Below are 15,476 nucleotides of genomic sequence, written 5' to 3' on the forward strand. Positions count from 1 at the left end.
CTACGGTTGCACATTATGGAACTCGAAAGACGGAAGGCCGTTCGCCGACGAGTACCCAAAGTGCGCGATCTCGCCCCGCTCATGCAGTTCAAGCGGCCCGAGCTGAACGCGACCAAGCGGCGGCTCGACGCCGCCTACACCATCGAAGACCTGCGGCGCATCGCCAAGCGGCGCACCCCGAAGGCCGCGTTCGACTACACCGATGGCGCGGCCGAAGACGAGCTGTCCATCGAACGCGCCCGACAAGCCTTCCGCGACATCGAATTTCATCCGACGATCCTGCGCGACGTCTCCCAAGTGTCCGCGGGGTGGGATGTGCTAGGCCAGCCGGTCGTGCTGCCGTTCGGGATCGCGCCGACCGGATTCACCAGGCTGATGCACACCGAGGGCGAGATCGCGGGCGCGCAGGCGGCGGCCAGGGCGGGGATCCCGTTTTCGCTGTCCACGCTGGGTACCTGCGCGATCGAGGACCTCGTCACGGCCGTGCCCCGAGGCCGAAAGTGGTTTCAGCTCTACATGTGGCGGGACCGCGAACGCTCGATGGAGCTGGTCAGACGCGCCGCCGAGGCCGGCTTCGATACCCTGCTGGTCACCGTCGACGTCCCGGTCTCCGGCGCACGGCTGCGCGACAACCGCAACGGCATGACGATCCCGCCCACGCTGACGCTGCGCACCGTGTTGGACGCGGTGCCCCACCCGAAGTGGTGGTTCGACCTGTTGACCACCGAACCCCTGGCGTTCGCGTCGCTGGACCGCTGGCCCGGCACGGTCGCCGAATACCTGAGCACGATGTTCGATCCCAGCCTGACCTTCGATGACCTGGAGTGGATCAAGGAGCAGTGGCCGGGCAAGCTCGTCGTCAAAGGGATTCAGACGCTTGACGATGCCCGCGCGGTCGTCGACCGCGGTGTCGACGGGATCGTGTTGTCCAATCACGGTGGGCGCCAACTGGATCGGGCCCCGGTGCCGTTTCACCTGCTGCCGACAGTGGCGCGCGACCTGGGTCAGCACACCGAGATCCTGGTGGACACCGGCATCATGTCGGGCGCCGACATCGTCGCGGCGATCGCGCTGGGCGCCCGGTGCACGCTGGTCGGTCGGGCCTACCTCTACGGCCTGATGGCCGGCGGTGCGGCGGGGGTGAGCCGCGCGATCGACATCCTCGCCGAGGGCGTGATCCGCACGATGCGCCTGCTCGGCGTCACGTGCCTCGAGGAGCTATCGCCGCAGCACGTCACGCAGCTGCGGCGCCTGGGGCCCGTGCCGCCGGTGTGAGGCCGGCCGCACCCCCGCGATGGCCGGGACGCGCGGGAACAAACCGGCGCCCGGCTGGGTTAAGCGCATCAGACTCAACTTTTGGAGGATTTGATGGCTGAAGCCAAGTCGGTGCCGGTGCTGTTTGTCACCGACACCATCGTGCTGCCCGGAATGGTGGTGCCGATCGCGCTGGACGACGCGGCCCGCGCGGCGATCGACGCCGCCCAGGCCAGCGAGTCGGGACAGCTGCTGATCGCCCCCCGGCTCGAGGACCGGTATCCGTCGCACGGTGTGATCGCGAAGATCCTGCAGGTCGGGCGCATCGCCGGTGGCGGCACCGCCGCGGTGGTGCGCGGCGAGCGCAGGGCACAGATCGGGGCGGGCGCATCCGGCCCCGGGGCGGCGCTGTGGGTCGAGGTGACCGAGGTCCCCGAGGCCGAGGCGACCGACGAGGTCAAGGCGCTGACCGCGGAGTACAAGAAGCTGCTGCTGGCCATGCTGCAACGACGCGAGGCCTGGGAGATCATCGATTACGTCAACCGGCTGTCCGATCCGTCGGCGCTGGCCGACACCTCGGGGTACGCGTCCTACCTGAGCAACGCGCAGAAGCGCCAGCTGCTGGAGACGGTCGACGTCGCCGAGCGGCTGCGCGTGCTGATCGACTGGACCAGCGACCACCTCGCCGAGGTCGAGGTCAGCGACAAGATCGCCGAGGACGTGCGCGAGGGCATGGAGAAGACGCAGAAGGAGTTCCTGCTGCGTCAGCAGCTGGCCGCCATCCGCAAGGAGCTCGGTGAAGGTGAGCCCGACGGGTCCGATGATTATCGGGCCCGCGTCGAGGCCGCCGAGCTGCCCGAGAAGGTGCGCGAGGCCGCGCTGCGCGAGGTCGGCAAGCTGGAACGCTCCAGCGACCAGAGCCCGGAGAGTGGCTGGATTCGCACCTGGCTGGACACCGTGCTCGACCTGCCGTGGAACGTCAAGACCGAGGACTCCACCGACCTCAAGGCGGCGCGGGAAGTCCTGGACGCCGATCACCACGGGCTGGACGACGTCAAGGATCGCATCGTCGAATACCTGGCCGTCCGGGCGCGCCGCGCCCAACGCGGGCTGCAGGTCGTCGGCGGCCGCGGCTCCGGTGCGGTGATGGTGCTGGCCGGTCCCCCGGGCGTCGGCAAGACGTCGCTGGGCGAGAGCGTGGCCCGGGCGTTGGGCCGCAAGTTCGTGCGCGTCGCCCTGGGCGGTGTGCGCGACGAGGCCGAGATCCGCGGGCACCGGCGCACCTATGTCGGCGCGCTACCGGGCCGCATCGTGCGTGCGATCGGTGAGGCGGGATCGATGAATCCCGTTGTGCTGCTGGACGAAATCGACAAGGTCGGTTCCGACTACCGCGGCGACCCGAGCGCGGCGCTGCTCGAGGTGCTGGACCCGGCGCAGAACCACACCTTCCGGGATCACTACCTGGATCTGGACCTCGACCTGTCCGATGTGGTGTTTTTGGCGACGGCCAACGTGATCGAGAACATCCCGTCGGCCCTGCTGGACCGCATGGAGCTGGTGGCCATCGACGGCTACACCGAGGACGACAAGGTCGCCATCGCGCGGGACTACCTGCTGCCCCGGCAGCGGGACCGCGCGGCGCTGACCGAGGACGAGGTGGCGGTGAGCGACGCGGCGCTGCGCAAGATCGCCGCCGACTACACCCGCGAGCCCGGTGTGCGACAGTTCGAACGGCTGCTGGCCAAGGCGCTGCGCAAGGCGACCACCAAGCTGGTTGACGATCCGCGACCGATCACCATCGACGAGCCGGATCTGGTTGACTACCTGGGCCGTCCGCGGTTCATGCCGGAATCGGCCGAACGCACGGCGGTGCCCGGTGTGGCCACCGGCCTGGCCGTCACCGGCCTCGGTGGCGACGTGCTCTACATCGAGGCCGGCTCCACCGACGGTGACCCGGGCCTGCAACTGACGGGTCAACTGGGCGACGTGATGAAGGAGTCGGCGCAGATCGCGCTGTCCTACGTGCGCTCGCACGCCGCCGAGCTCGGTGTGGATCCCAAGACGCTGGACCGGCGCATCCACGTCCACGTGCCCGCGGGGGCGGTGCCCAAGGACGGCCCGTCGGCCGGTGTCACCATGGTGACCGCCCTGGTCTCGATGGCCACCGGACGCCAGGTCCGCTCCGACGTCGGCATGACCGGAGAGGTCACGCTGAACGGCCGGGTGCTGCCCATCGGCGGGGTGAAGCAAAAGCTGCTGGCCGCCCAACGTGCCGGGCTGTCAACGGTTTTCATTCCGCAGCGCAACGAGCCGGATCTCGATGACGTGCCCACCGAGGTGCTCGAGGCGCTGGACGTGCGGCCCATGACCGACGTCGCCGAGATCGTGGCCCAGGCGCTCGAACCGGCGGCCTCGGCCGCCACGGCCGCGGCCTGATCGGGGCGCCGGGCGTGACCCGGGGCTTTCCCCGCGGTCACGCCCGGCGTTGAATGAAGCCGTGACTCTCAAACGACAAGTGGTCCACCGTGTTCAACGCCTGCTGGTCAACCCGGTCGGCCGGCAGCTGCCGATGACCATGCTCGAGACCACGGGACGCAAGAGCGGGCAGCCGCGGCGCACCGCGGTGGGCGGGCGCGTGGTGGACAACCAGTTCTGGATGGTCTCCGAACACGGCGAGCACTCGGATTACATCCGCAATATCAAGGCCAATCCGGCTGTGCGGGTGCGCGTCGGCGGCACGTGGCGCAACGGCACCGCCCACCTCCTGCCCGACGACGATGCGGTGCAGCGCCTGGGCAACCTGCCGCGGCTGAACAGCGCGATGGTGCGCCTGATGGGCAGCGACCTGCTCACCGTCCGGGTCGATCTGGACTGACCCGCGGATGGCCTACGACGAAGACCTGGCCAACCGGGTCCGCGAACTTCTCGGAGGCCAGCCGGGCATCGACGAAAAGCGCATGTTCGGCGGCCTGGCGTTCCTGGTCAACGGCAACATGTCGGTGGCCGTCAGTGGCCAGGGTGGACTGTTGGTGCGGGTGCCGCGCGAGGACACCGACAAACTCGCCGGGCGCGCGCACGTCAGCCCCATGGTGATGGCCGGGCGGGAGGCCCGGGGCTGGCTGCGCGTCGAGCCCGCCGGCGTGCAAACCAAACGCCAGCTTCATAGTTGGGTCAAACGCGGGGTCGACCACGCGCGCAGCCTGCCGCCCAAATAGCGGGCGCGGTTTGCCGTGGCGGCGTGGGGGTACGCGGTGCGGTATGGACAAGCGGGTGCGACGACTGCTCGACGTGGCCGGCACGACCTACGCGGCGCAGGCGCGCATCACGCTGAGCGACAAGCCGATGCCGCTGTTCCAGCTTTTGGTGCTGTGCATGCTGGCCAGCAAGCCGATCGATGCGACCATCGCCACGGCCGCCGCGCGCGAACTCTTCAAGGCGGGCCTGCGGACCCCCGAGGCCGTGCTGGCCTCGGACCGGCAAACCATGATCGACGCCTTTGGGCGCGCGCACTACGTGCGTTACGACGAGAGCTCGGCCACCCGGCTCACCGATATGGCCGAACGACTTCGCGACGACTACTCCGGCGACATGCGCGAATTGGCCGATCGCAGCGGGCATGACGTGGCCGCGGCGAAACGGATGCTCAAGCAGTTCAAGGGAATCGGCGACACGGGCGCCGACATCTACCTGCGCGAGGTGCAGGACGTGTGGACCTGGGTGCGGCCGTATTTCGATGACCGCGCCACCGGGACCGCCAAGCGGTTTGGCCTGCCCGCCGAACCGAAGAAGCTGGGAAGCCTTGCGCCGCAGGCCAATGCGCGACTGGCCGCCGCGTTGGTCAGGGCGTCGTTGGACGCCGATGTGCGTCAGCGGGTGGCCGGCTGAGCCGCGGTGGCCATACGAATCGGTACCTCGGGGTGGTCGTACAACCACTGGATCAATGTGCTGTATCCGCCGGGAACGCCGTCGGCGCGCCGGCTCGCCCGCTACGTCGAGGCGTTCGACACCGTCGAACTGAACGCGAGTTTCTACCGGTGGCCCAAGCATTCGACGTTCGAGGGTTGGCGCGATCAGCTGCCGGACGGCTTCACCATGTCGGTCAAGGCGCATCGCGGCTTGACGCACTACCGCCGGCTGGCCTCCCCCGAACCGTGGATCGAACGATTCGAACGCTGCTGGCAGCTGCTGGGTGATCGCCACGGCGTGCTGCTGGTGCAGCTGCACCCCGAACAGCAGCGCGATGACGCGCGCCTGGATTCGTTCCTGCAACTCATGCCCACGTCGATCCGCGTCGCCGTCGAACTGCGGCACCCGTCGTGGAATGACCCCGCGGTGTTCGAGCTGCTGGAACGCCATCGCGCCGCGTATGTGGTGATGAGTGGGCTGGGGCTCGAGTGCATTCCCCGCGCGACGACCGATCTGGTGTACATCCGGATGCACGGGCCGGATCCCGAGGCGAACTACGCCGGTTCCTACACCGCCGACGATCTGCGCCGCTGGGCCGAGCGGCTCACCGCTTGGGACGGTGAAGGGAAAGACGTGTGGATGTATTTCAACAACGACCTGGGCGGGCACGCGGTCCGCAACGCTCTCGACCTGCGCGAGCTGTTGGGCTGAGCGCCCGCGAGTAGGCTGAAAATTCCACAGAACGGAGCCCCATCCATGGCCAACTCGACCAGCTTCGTCATCATCGGTGGCGGACTCGCGGCCGCTAAAGCCGTAGAAGCATTGCGCGACAACGATTTTGATGGGCACATCATTGTGTTCGCCGACGAGGAACATCTGCCCTACGAGCGGCCGCCGCTGTCGAAGGAGTATCTGGCCGGCAAAAAGTCGCTGACCGATTTCACCGTGCAGAACTCCGACTGGTACCGCGACCACAACGTCGACCTACGGCTCAACACGCGGGTGGCCTCCCTGGACGCCGCCGGCCACACCGTCGGGCTGCCCGACGGCACCACCGTCGGCTACGACAAGCTGTTGCTGGCCACGGGATCGGCCTCGCGCCGGCCCCCGATACCGGGGTCGGACTCCGCCGGTGTGCATTACCTACGCACCTACGAAGACGCCGTGGCATTGAACGACGTTCTGTCCGAAGGCGCTTCGCTCGCGATCGTGGGCGCCGGGTGGATCGGGCTGGAAGTGGCCGCGGGTGCGCGCCAGCGAGGTGTGAACGTCACCGTGGTGGAAACCGCCAGGCAGCCGCTGCTGGCCGCGCTGGGCGAGACCGTCGGCGAGGTGTTCGCCACCCTGCACCGCGAGCACGGCGTGGATCTTCGCCTCGAAACGCAGGTCGAGGAGATCACAACGGCCGACGGCTCGGCCACCGGCCTGCGGATGCGGGACGGATCGACGGTGGCCGCCGACGCCGTGCTGGTGGCCGTCGGCGCCAAGCCCAACGTCGAACTCGCCGAGCAGGCCGGGCTCTCCCTGGGCGACGGCGGGGTGCTCGTCGACGCCTCGTTGCGCACCAGCGATCCCGACATCTATGCGGTCGGCGACATCGCCGCCGCCGAACACCCGCTGTTGGGCACCCGCATCCGCACCGAGCACTGGGCCAACGCGCTCAAGCAGCCCGCCGTGGCGGTGGCCGGGATGCTGGGCACACCAGGCGAATACGCGGAGCTGCCCTATTTCTTCACCGATCAATACGACCTCGGGATGGAGTACGTCGGACACGCCCCCAGCTTCGAGCGGGTGGTGTTTCGCGGCGACGTCGCCGGTCGGGAGTTCGTCGCGTTCTGGCTCGACGGCGACCACCGGGTGCTGGCCGGAATGAACGTCAACATCTGGGATGTGCTCGACGACGTCAAAGCGCTGATCCGGTCGAAGGCCGCCGTCGACCCCGACAAGCTGGCCGACCCGCGCTCACCCCTGGGCGAGCTGCTCGGCTGAGCCATCCTCGGCGGTGGTCCCGGCGCCCGGGCCGTCGGGGCTGTGCGGGACCGGCGCCCAGGCCCCGTCGATAACGTCGGGTGGGAACTGCGCCTGCAGGCGTTCGCGTTCGGTGCGGCGGCGTTTGATCCGCAGCCGTGCGTCGCCCGGCATCGTGACCAGTTCATTGCACGTCAGGTAGTACATGTCGTCGACGGCGTCGATCAGGTCCGCCTCGACGCGCAGAGATCCCAACGCGCGCAACGTCATCCGCAGCTCGTGCGTGAACCGCATCGTGGTGTCGTGGGCCAGCTCCCGCGAACCGCGCGCGTTGGCGGTGAGCCGCTCGGCCAATGTGGCGGGCGTGGGCTCGGGGGGTGCGGCCGCCGCCGCGGCGGTCAGCAACATCGTCGGGTCGTCGGCGAAGGTCGTGCTGGCCAGTTCGGCCTCGCCCGGACCGCGGTGCCCGATGCGTGCGACGACCGCGTCCAGGGTGGCAGCGGTCTTGGGCGACAGCGCACGAATGCTCGCGAGGTTGCCCTCGGCGGCCAGCGCGCGCAACGGCGGGTCGGCCCGCAGCGCCGACGCCAGCTCGGCGGTCTCCGCCGCGACGAGTCCGCTGTCGGTGATCATGCTGATCCCGGGCACGCTGTGCCCCGCCTGGCTGCGCGGCAGCGCCGCGGCGGTGACGCCGGTGTCGATCAACCAGAGCGCGTTGAGGATCCAGCCCTGGTGGATGCGGTCGCGCAACAGCCGCAGCCGCACTTCCAGGGCCGCTTCGGGCAGCAACGCCAGTTGGGCGGCATCGAGGTGCTCGGCTTCCGCGGCGGCGCAATACGCCCGGGTGTCGGCCCGCAGGTGACGCAGGAGCGCGACCGACCGCCCCGCGGCGACGGCCTTGGCGACCGAGCCGAGCGCCCCGGCCGTCCAGGCCGGCTCGCCGAACGGCAGCGGATCGCCGACCTGGGGCTGGCCGACGAGGGCGTTGCGGGCGACGGCGTCCTCGTCCCAACCGGGCAGCTGGCTGGCCGCGACCATGTTGACCGACACGCCGACGTAGGCGCGGTGGCCGAACACCGCGATGGCCCTGCTGCCCCATTCGGCATCGGCGACGCCGCCGAGGGCGAGCGCCTGTCCCAACACCCGGCTCGCGGTGCGCAGCCCGCTCAATTGGACGTCCAGCGTGATCGGGGTGAGCGGTCCGGGCAGCGCCTCGGCCAGTGCGGCGCCGCTGAAAACCGGGAACCGCGAATCGATCTGGTCGTCGAATTCGCCCTCCATGCCTTCCGGCGCGGCGGTGCGCACGTCGTCACCGGCCGGTCGCCGAGATTGCGGCAGCACCTCGACGGGCAGCGCGAGCCGTCCGCCCTGGTTGATCGCGCCGGCGGTGTCCAGCCGGCGCCCGACGAGTCCCCGCGCGGTGTCGGCGACGGCGTCCAGCGCGTGCCAGCCGTATGAGAACATCCAGTCCTCTTGTGCCGCAGCGACATCGAACTCCGGCGTCAGCTGGGCCCAATTGCGCACCCGATGCGGCCGGATGCGCGGGTCGGCGGCTCGCAATACGCGCCAGGCGGTGACCATGTTGACGGTGTCCGGGCTGGCGAGGTCCACCACACCGGTGCGGTCGGTGTCCATCGCCAGGACCAAAAAGCGCATCAGGTCGTCGAGGTGCAGCACGCGCATGGGCTGCGCGGACACCTTGCTGCGCAACAGCGTGGCCACGGTGCGGCACACCATCCAGTCGAGCTGGCGCCCGACCGGTGGCGCGATCCGGATGACCGCGGTGGGTCCCCAGCTCGAGGACACCAGGTCCTCGGCCGGCCGATACAACTCGGGCCGTCCCGCGGCCTGCGACACGAACACCAGGCGGGAGCCGGCGCGCGCGGCCGCATCGGTGACCCGCGCCAGCCCGTCCATGCCGGCGCTGCCGGGCGCGGTGGGGTCGATGGGTGCCAGGTGGATGACCGCGTCGGCCTCGTCGGTGAGCTCCCGCAAGACGCGGTCGCGCAGCGATGCGCAAACAAATTCGACGTTGCGGTCGAGGCAGGGATGCGGGAGCTCAGCAATGCCGGTGACCGTGTGCCCGGCAGCGATGAGCTGCCCAGCGACCAGGCGCCCGACTGCGCCGGTGGCGTCGGTAACCAGGATGTGCACCTGGGCTCACCTCCCCCAACCCTCAGCACTCAACAATAGGCAAGTCGGCATAGGCTACGCGACCGTTACCCAGGATCGGCGCCGCTGACCTGGCGCCATACGGGTGACGGGGCTACCGCAGAGTCGCGCTGCCGTCCGCGGCGACGGCGACCTTGGCGCCACCGAGATCTTCACGCACCGAGGCCTGCACCGCGTCGGCGTCGGTGACCACGGCCAGCGCGCGCGACCCGTCGGGGGTGCGCACCGCCAGAAAGGCCTTTTCCGGCCGTCCCTCGCGGTCATACGGCGTCGTCCACGCCTCGAGGGTGCCCACGCCTTCCCATTCCACCACCGCGTCGGTCGTCGGCTCCGCGTCGACCTCTGGTTGCGTGTCCTCCCAACGGAATTCGGCCGGCGGTTCGGTGCCGTAGACACCGAAGCTGTGTTTGGTCAGGTAGCCGCCGTTGGCGGTGATCAGACCGCGCCGGCCCGGATTGGCCACCAGCAACTCCGCCATGGTGGCTATCGAATGCATCACGTAGTTGCTCCACGGGCCGCCGGCGAACGTCAGTCCGCCGGTCACGGTCAGCGGGCGGGCGGGGTCGTCGACGCTCAGCCCGAGTTCGGCCGCCGCGACTTGCACCGCGGAGGGAAAGCACGAGTACAGGTCGACGTAATCGATGTCGTCGATGCCCAGGCCGGCCAGCTCGAGCGTCCGCGCGCCGGCGATCCGGATGGCCGTGGACCGGTGCAGTTCGTGGCGCTCGGCGATGGACGGCGTGTCGTGCGCGTCGGTGCCCGCGTGCGGGTACACCCAGCGTTCGGCGGGGATCTTCAGCCTCCTGGCCTGCTCGACCGAGGTCAGAACGAGCGCCGCGCCCTGGTCGACCATGTTGTTGGAGTTCATCAACTTGGTGTAGGGCCAGCTGATCATCCGGTTCCGCGGGCCCACCCGGCGGATGTCGTCGGCACTGGACGGCGTGCGGATCCACGCGTGCGGGTTGTCCACCGCCACCGCGTTGAACCGCGCCCACAGCTCCCCGATCCGCCGGAGGTGATCGTCGATCGACTCGCCGCGCGCCACCCGCAGCGCCTGCTCGAACAAGGGGTAGACGTAGGCCGGGCGGTCCAGGGAAATCCTGATCTCGGCGTCGCCGGCCATCGGGACGTCGTCGCCGCTCACCTCGGCCATCGGGACCGAGCGGTCCTGTTCGGTCCACACCAGCTTGCCGCCCTGGGCCCGCAGACCGCGCCTGGTGCGCCAGGTTTCGGCGCCGGCCAGCAGCACGACGCCAGCGCGGCCGCCCTGGATGTCCAGGCAGGCCTGGTTGAGCAGCGATTGCGGCACATTGCCGCCGACCGGGCTGTACAGCGTGGTGAAATCCGAGGCGCCGATGCGCTGGCCCAATAACAGCCCGGGATCGCGATACTGGGCCGACAGGATGTTGACCACCCGGATCGAGTCGACCGCCTCGATCACCGCGGCGTCGGCGGCCCGCTCGACCGCGGCGACCATCAGGTCCATCGGTTCGACGGACCGCGTGGCCGGATCGATCTCGTTGCGGTGGTTGACCTGGCCATAGCCGATCAAAACCGGGGTCCTGGGGTCAGCGGTCATGCGTCGAACCTATCGGACCCCCGGCGTGCGGCTCGCCGCACAGTGGGGCGCGAGGGCGCGGCCGGCCGCACATTCGGGCGATCGCGGGGCGGCTCAGGCGTCGGCGGCCGGGCCGAACAGCACGCGGTCGTCGATCAGCCGCTGGATGTCGGTGGTGTTCATTCCCAGCACGTTTCGGCAGATCTCGACGGTGTCCTGCCCGGGCTGAGGCGCCGGGGCCCGCCGGGCCGACGGAATGTGGCGGTAGGGCGCCGGTCCCGTCTCGGCGGGCAGCGGGTTCTCGATCAGCGGATGAGCCATGGCGCTGTAGACGTTTCGCGCGATCAGCTGAGGGTCCTCGAGTATGTCGGGCGGACGGTTCATCGGCCCGGCCGGAACACCCGCCGACTGCAGCAGTTCGGCGGCCCGCAGCGGGGTGCGGGTGCGGGTCCACGCCGAGACCCGTTCCACCAATTCGTCCCGATTGTCCAGCCGCGCTTCGCCGGTGGCGAAGCGCGGGTCGTCCGCCCATTCGGGATGGTCGAAAACCGAAGCGGCGCGCCGCCATTCGTCGTCCGTTCGGATCGAGATGACGCACCATTCGTCGTCACCGGCGCAGGGATAGACCGCGTGCAGGCTGGTGTCCTGGCGGATCCGGTCGATGCCCGCGGCCAGCGCGGCTTGCGTGACATACAGGGTGTCGAGCTGGTTGACCACGACTTCGGCCTGCGAGATGTGGACGTGGGCTCCGTTGCCCGTCCGGTCGCGGTGGATCAGCGCGGCCAGCGCGGCGATCGCGGTGACCCGGCCGACCACGTGGTCGGGGAACACCGTCGTCGCGTCGTAAAACGCGTGCCGCGCCGCCTCGGTCCCCTCCCCCGGGCCGTCGCTTGTCCAGAGCCGGGTGACGCCGGTCGTGGCCCGCACGAGCGGGCCGTACCCCAGCCGCGCGCTCCACGGCCCCGTGTCGCCGAACGCGCTGCTCTCGGCGAGCACGATCCGCGGGTTGAGGGCGCGCAGCTCGTCGTAGGAAAACCCCAGTGCGGTAAGGGTTCCCGGCTTGAAGTTGGCGAAGACCGCGTCGGCCTCGGCGACGAGCCGGCCGAAGATCTTCTTGCCCTCGGCGCTGCGCAGGTCCAGCCCCAAACCGCGGTTGTTGCGGTGCGTCCAGGCGAAGGACTCGCTCATGGCCTCGCCGACGCGGGCCTGCCGCAATCCGTCGGGGTAATCGGCGCTCTCGATTTTGATCACGTCGGCGCCCAGGTCACCGAACAGCCGGCTCAGCTCACCGCCGGCGACGATGATGCCCAGATCCAAAATCCGCAGTCCCGCAAAGGGATAGTCGCCGAGACGGCCCGACGCCGACGGCACCACCGACGGATTGCCGCGCCAGTACGGTTCGTCGTGGCCCGCGGCGGGCACCGGCGTGCGGAAACCCGCGCGCCGGCCGTCGACCACGAAATACCCGGTCGGCACGGCGGTCCGCACGCCCGGGGCGAGCTCGGCCTCGGTGATCGCGCCGACCGCCTGGAAGTGATCCGAACCCAGAATCCGCGCCGGCGTCAGCACCGCGGCGATGGGCACCCCGTGCGCCTGTCCGGCGGCCACCAGATCCTTCATGCTCTGTCCGGCGAAGAGCTTCTCCAGCAGCTCGCTGATCTGCGGCCACACCGCGAATCGCGCGCCGATCACGTCGTATTTGGGATCTTGGAAGTCTTCCGGCTCCCCCAGCCAGCGCCGCAGGCCGCGCCACTGCCGGGGCGCCATCACGCACAGCCGGACGTAGCCGTCCCGGCAGGGGTAGATCGGGTAGGCGTCCTGGTTCTTCGGACGGCCCCGCCACCGCCCGGTGCGCCGGACGCCGGCGGCGGCCTGCCCGTGCGCGCCGAAGGCCGGGTCGAGGGCCATGACGACCGCGTCGAACCACGAGAAGTCGATGTAATCGCCGGTGCCGCAACGCAATCGGTTGTAGTACGCCGCGAGCGCGGCCCACGCCGCCTGGACGGCCGCGGTGGCCGACGCGATGCCGTCCGGCGGCAGCACCGGGGTGCCGGTGGTGGGGCCGGACCGCGACAGCGCGCCGCACATCGCGTACAGCACCGGATCCGTGGCGCGCCACGAGGACCGCGGGCCGGTCGCGCCGAAGTCGGTGATCGACAGCACCACCAGGTGCGGGTAGCGGGCGGCGAGCTCCTCGCCGGAGGTTCCGAACATGGCGCCGCGCTCGTCGGCGCCGGTGTCCACGACGATGTCGGCGTCGGCGGCCAAATCGAGGAAGCGGGCGCAGTCCTCGTCGTCGAACGGGTCGAGCACCGCGCTGCGCTTGTTGGCGTTGTGCACGGCGAACGGGATGCTGGCGCCGCGCAGCGTCGGCAGCGCGTCACGCGCCAGGCAGCCGCCCGGCGGTTCCACCTTCAACACGTCGGCGCCCAGATCGGCGAACAGACGGGTCACCACGTCGGCGACCCCGCCCGACAAGTCGAGGACTCGCACGGCATCGAGCAACCCGTCGACCATCTGCACACCGTACCTGCCTGGTCAGGGCGCTGCACGGCGGGCGCTCGCCCGCCTGACGGGGCGAGCATGCGGCCAAAATGCCGGGTGGGCAAGCGGATTCGGCGCTCATCCCCTCGGGTCGGCCCGAACGGCCACTCGGGGACTCGCGTGGGCTATCCTCACAGGCCGACCGCGACCCGTCGTCCGATGGAGGCACCCACTATGACCGCGCACTTGAGCTACGTCGAGGCCGTGGTGGTCGGCGCGTTCCAGGGCGTCACCGAGCTGTTCCCGGTCTCGAGCCTGGGGCACGCGGTGTTGGTGCCGGCACTCGTCGGCGGGCGGTGGGCGCAGGACCTCAGCGTCTCGGCCCCCCACTCGCCCTACCTCGCCTTCATCGTCGGCCTTCACGTCGCCACCGCCGCCGCCCTGCTGCTGTTCTTCTGGCGCGACTGGCTGCGCATCCTGTCGGGGTTCTTCTCGTCGCTGCGGTATCGCCGCATTCAGACGCCCGACGAGCGGCTGGCGTGGCTGATCGTGGTGGGCACCATCCCGGTGGGCCTGGCCGGCCTGGCGCTCGAGCAGCTTTTTCGGACGACGCTCGGCAAACCGATCCCGGCGGCGACGTTCCTGTTGCTCAACGGCATCGCCCTGTACGTGGGCGAGGTGCTGCGCCGCCGCATCGCGCCCGCGCCCGCGCCGGGACAGCCGGCACCGTCCGATGCGGAGCTCGAACACGGCGACGAGGCCTCGGATCAGCGGCTGGCCCAGCTCCCGCTGCCGCGCGGCCTGGTGATCGGGGCCGCGCAGATCCTGGCCCTGTTCCCCGGTATCAGCCGGTCGGGGATCACGATCGTCGCCGGCCTGTGGCGCGGCCTGTCGCACGAGGACGCCGCGCGCTTCTCCTTCCTGCTCGCGACGCCGATCATCCTGGCCGCCGGGGTGTACAAGATCCCGGAGCTCTTCGGGCCGCTGGGCGCCGGCATCGGCGGCCAGGTGCTGGCGGGCAGCGTCGCCTCGTTCGTCTGCGCCTACCTGGCCGTGCGCTTCCTCACCCGCTATTTCCAGACCCGGACGCTGACCCCGTTCGCGATCTACTGTGCGCTGGCCGGCGCCGCCAGCCTGGTGTGGCTGGCCGTGCGCTGAACCTCGCCCGGTCCGACCGGCTGTTGCGCGGCCGGACTTCGAGTGCTGTGCTTACCGGATTGTCTAGTTGACACCCGTCAAGAATCTGGAAGGCACCGAACATGGCAGACACGGGTTCCCTCGGCCTCAAGGCCGTCCGCGGAAAAGTTCGCGACAAGGTGGTAGTCATCACCGGCGGAGCGCGGGGAATCGGGCTGGCCACCGCGACCGCGCTGCATAACCTGGGCGCCAAGGTCGCCATCGGCGACATCGACGAGGTGCGGGTGAAGGAGTCGGGCGCCGACCTGGGCCTCGACGTGTACGGAAAACTCGACGTCACCGACCCGCAGTCGTTCGCCGATTTCCTCGACCAGGTCGAACGCCGGCTCGGCCCGATCGACGTGCTGATCAACAACGCCGGCATCATGCCGGTCGGCCGCATCGTCGACGAACCGGACGCGGTCACCCGGCGGATTCTGGACATCAACGTCTACGGCGTGATCCTGGGCAGCAAGCTGGCGGCCCAGCGCATGGTGCCCCGCGGCACAGGCCACGTCATCAACGTCGCCTCGCTGGCCGGGGAGCTCTACATCGTCGGGCTGGCGACCTACTGCGCCAGCAAGCATGCGGTGGTCGCGTTCACCGACTCGGCGCGGCTGGAGTACCGCTCGGCCGGGGTGAAGTTCTCCGCGGTGTTGCCGACGTTCGTCAACACCGAGCTCACCGCGGGCACCAAGGGGGCCAAGGGGTTCCGCAACGCCGAGCCCGCCGAGATCGCCGACGCCATCGTCAAGCTGGTGGCCCACCCCAAGCCGCGGGTGCGGATCACCAAGGCCGCGGGGGCGATGGTGGTGTCCCAGAAATTCTGGCCGCGCCGCATCGCCGAGGGCCTCAACCGGATGCTCGGCGGCGATCACGTCTTCACCGACGACGTCGACGTCGAAAAGCGGCAGGCGTACGAAGCCCGCGCCCGCGGCGAGGAGTAGCGGGAGGGATC

Annotated in this window: 12 protein-coding genes; 9 read left to right on the forward strand and 3 right to left on the reverse strand. The window is 69.9% G+C overall.

What is annotated here, in order from left to right; translation table 11 throughout:
- The first annotated feature begins 15 nt into the window (after positions 1-15).
- The 7 genes from W7S_RS12965 to W7S_RS12995 all read left to right on the forward strand — a co-directional run bounded on the left by W7S_RS12965 (position 16) and on the right by W7S_RS12995 (position 7,149).
- Complete coding sequence (locus W7S_RS12965; RefSeq protein ID WP_050989384.1) at positions 16-1,275, forward strand: alpha-hydroxy acid oxidase; 1,260 nt, start codon at positions 16-18, stop codon at positions 1,273-1,275.
- A 93-nt stretch (positions 1,276-1,368) separates the two neighbouring features.
- Positions 1,369-3,690 (forward strand): endopeptidase La, encoded by a 2,322-nt coding sequence (lon, locus tag W7S_RS12970; RefSeq protein WP_008256893.1) that lies wholly within the window; start codon positions 1,369-1,371, stop codon positions 3,688-3,690.
- Positions 3,691-3,739: 49 nt separating this feature from the next.
- A complete protein-coding gene (locus W7S_RS12975; protein ID WP_014711671.1) occupies positions 3,740-4,129 on the forward strand; it encodes a nitroreductase family deazaflavin-dependent oxidoreductase in 390 nt (129 codons plus the stop codon).
- Positions 4,130-4,136: 7 nt separating this feature from the next.
- Entirely contained in the window at positions 4,137-4,469 is a 333-nt protein-coding gene (locus W7S_RS12980) for a TfoX/Sxy family protein (RefSeq protein ID WP_008256899.1), read from the forward strand.
- A gap of 43 nt (positions 4,470-4,512) precedes the next feature.
- Positions 4,513-5,139 (forward strand): hypothetical protein, encoded by a 627-nt coding sequence (locus W7S_RS12985; RefSeq protein ID WP_014711672.1) that lies wholly within the window; start codon positions 4,513-4,515, stop codon positions 5,137-5,139.
- 6 nt (positions 5,140-5,145) lie between these two features.
- Positions 5,146-5,871: a DUF72 domain-containing protein gene (locus W7S_RS12990; RefSeq protein WP_014711673.1), complete on the forward strand. Its 726-nt coding sequence runs from the start codon at positions 5,146-5,148 to the stop codon at positions 5,869-5,871.
- Positions 5,872-5,916: 45 nt separating this feature from the next.
- Complete coding sequence (locus W7S_RS12995) at positions 5,917-7,149, forward strand: NAD(P)/FAD-dependent oxidoreductase (protein ID WP_008256905.1); 1,233 nt, start codon at positions 5,917-5,919, stop codon at positions 7,147-7,149.
- Here the strand turns inward: W7S_RS12995 and W7S_RS13000 are convergent.
- From W7S_RS13000 to W7S_RS13010, 3 genes are all read right to left on the reverse strand, one after another.
- A complete protein-coding gene (locus W7S_RS13000) occupies positions 7,123-9,282 on the reverse strand; it encodes an NAD-dependent epimerase/dehydratase family protein (RefSeq protein ID WP_014711674.1) in 2,160 nt (719 codons plus the stop codon). The genes W7S_RS12995 and W7S_RS13000 overlap by 27 nt on opposite strands.
- A 112-nt stretch (positions 9,283-9,394) precedes the next feature.
- Positions 9,395-10,879 carry an acetyl-CoA acetyltransferase gene (locus W7S_RS13005; protein WP_014711675.1) on the reverse strand — a complete coding sequence of 495 codons (1,485 nt, stop codon included), beginning with the start codon at positions 10,877-10,879 and terminating at the stop codon, positions 9,395-9,397.
- A gap of 93 nt (positions 10,880-10,972) precedes the next feature.
- On the reverse strand, positions 10,973-13,381 hold the full coding sequence (locus W7S_RS13010; RefSeq protein ID WP_041297844.1) for a CoA transferase: 2,409 nt from the start codon (positions 13,379-13,381) through the stop codon (positions 10,973-10,975).
- A gap of 195 nt (positions 13,382-13,576) precedes the next feature.
- On the opposite strand from W7S_RS13010, the gene W7S_RS13015 reads away from it, so the two are divergent.
- Together W7S_RS13015 and W7S_RS13020 are read left to right on the forward strand one after the other, a co-directional pair.
- Positions 13,577-14,500 carry an undecaprenyl-diphosphate phosphatase gene (locus W7S_RS13015; RefSeq protein WP_008256912.1) on the forward strand — a complete coding sequence of 308 codons (924 nt, stop codon included), beginning with the start codon at positions 13,577-13,579 and terminating at the stop codon, positions 14,498-14,500.
- Positions 14,501-14,601: 101 nt separating this feature from the next.
- Positions 14,602-15,465 carry an SDR family oxidoreductase gene (locus W7S_RS13020; protein WP_014711677.1) on the forward strand — a complete coding sequence of 288 codons (864 nt, stop codon included), beginning with the start codon at positions 14,602-14,604 and terminating at the stop codon, positions 15,463-15,465.
- Positions 15,466-15,476 lie beyond the last annotated feature (11 nt).

Source organism: Mycobacterium sp. MOTT36Y (genome assembly GCF_000262165.1).
Classification (GTDB): domain Bacteria; phylum Actinomycetota; class Actinomycetes; order Mycobacteriales; family Mycobacteriaceae; genus Mycobacterium; species Mycobacterium intracellulare.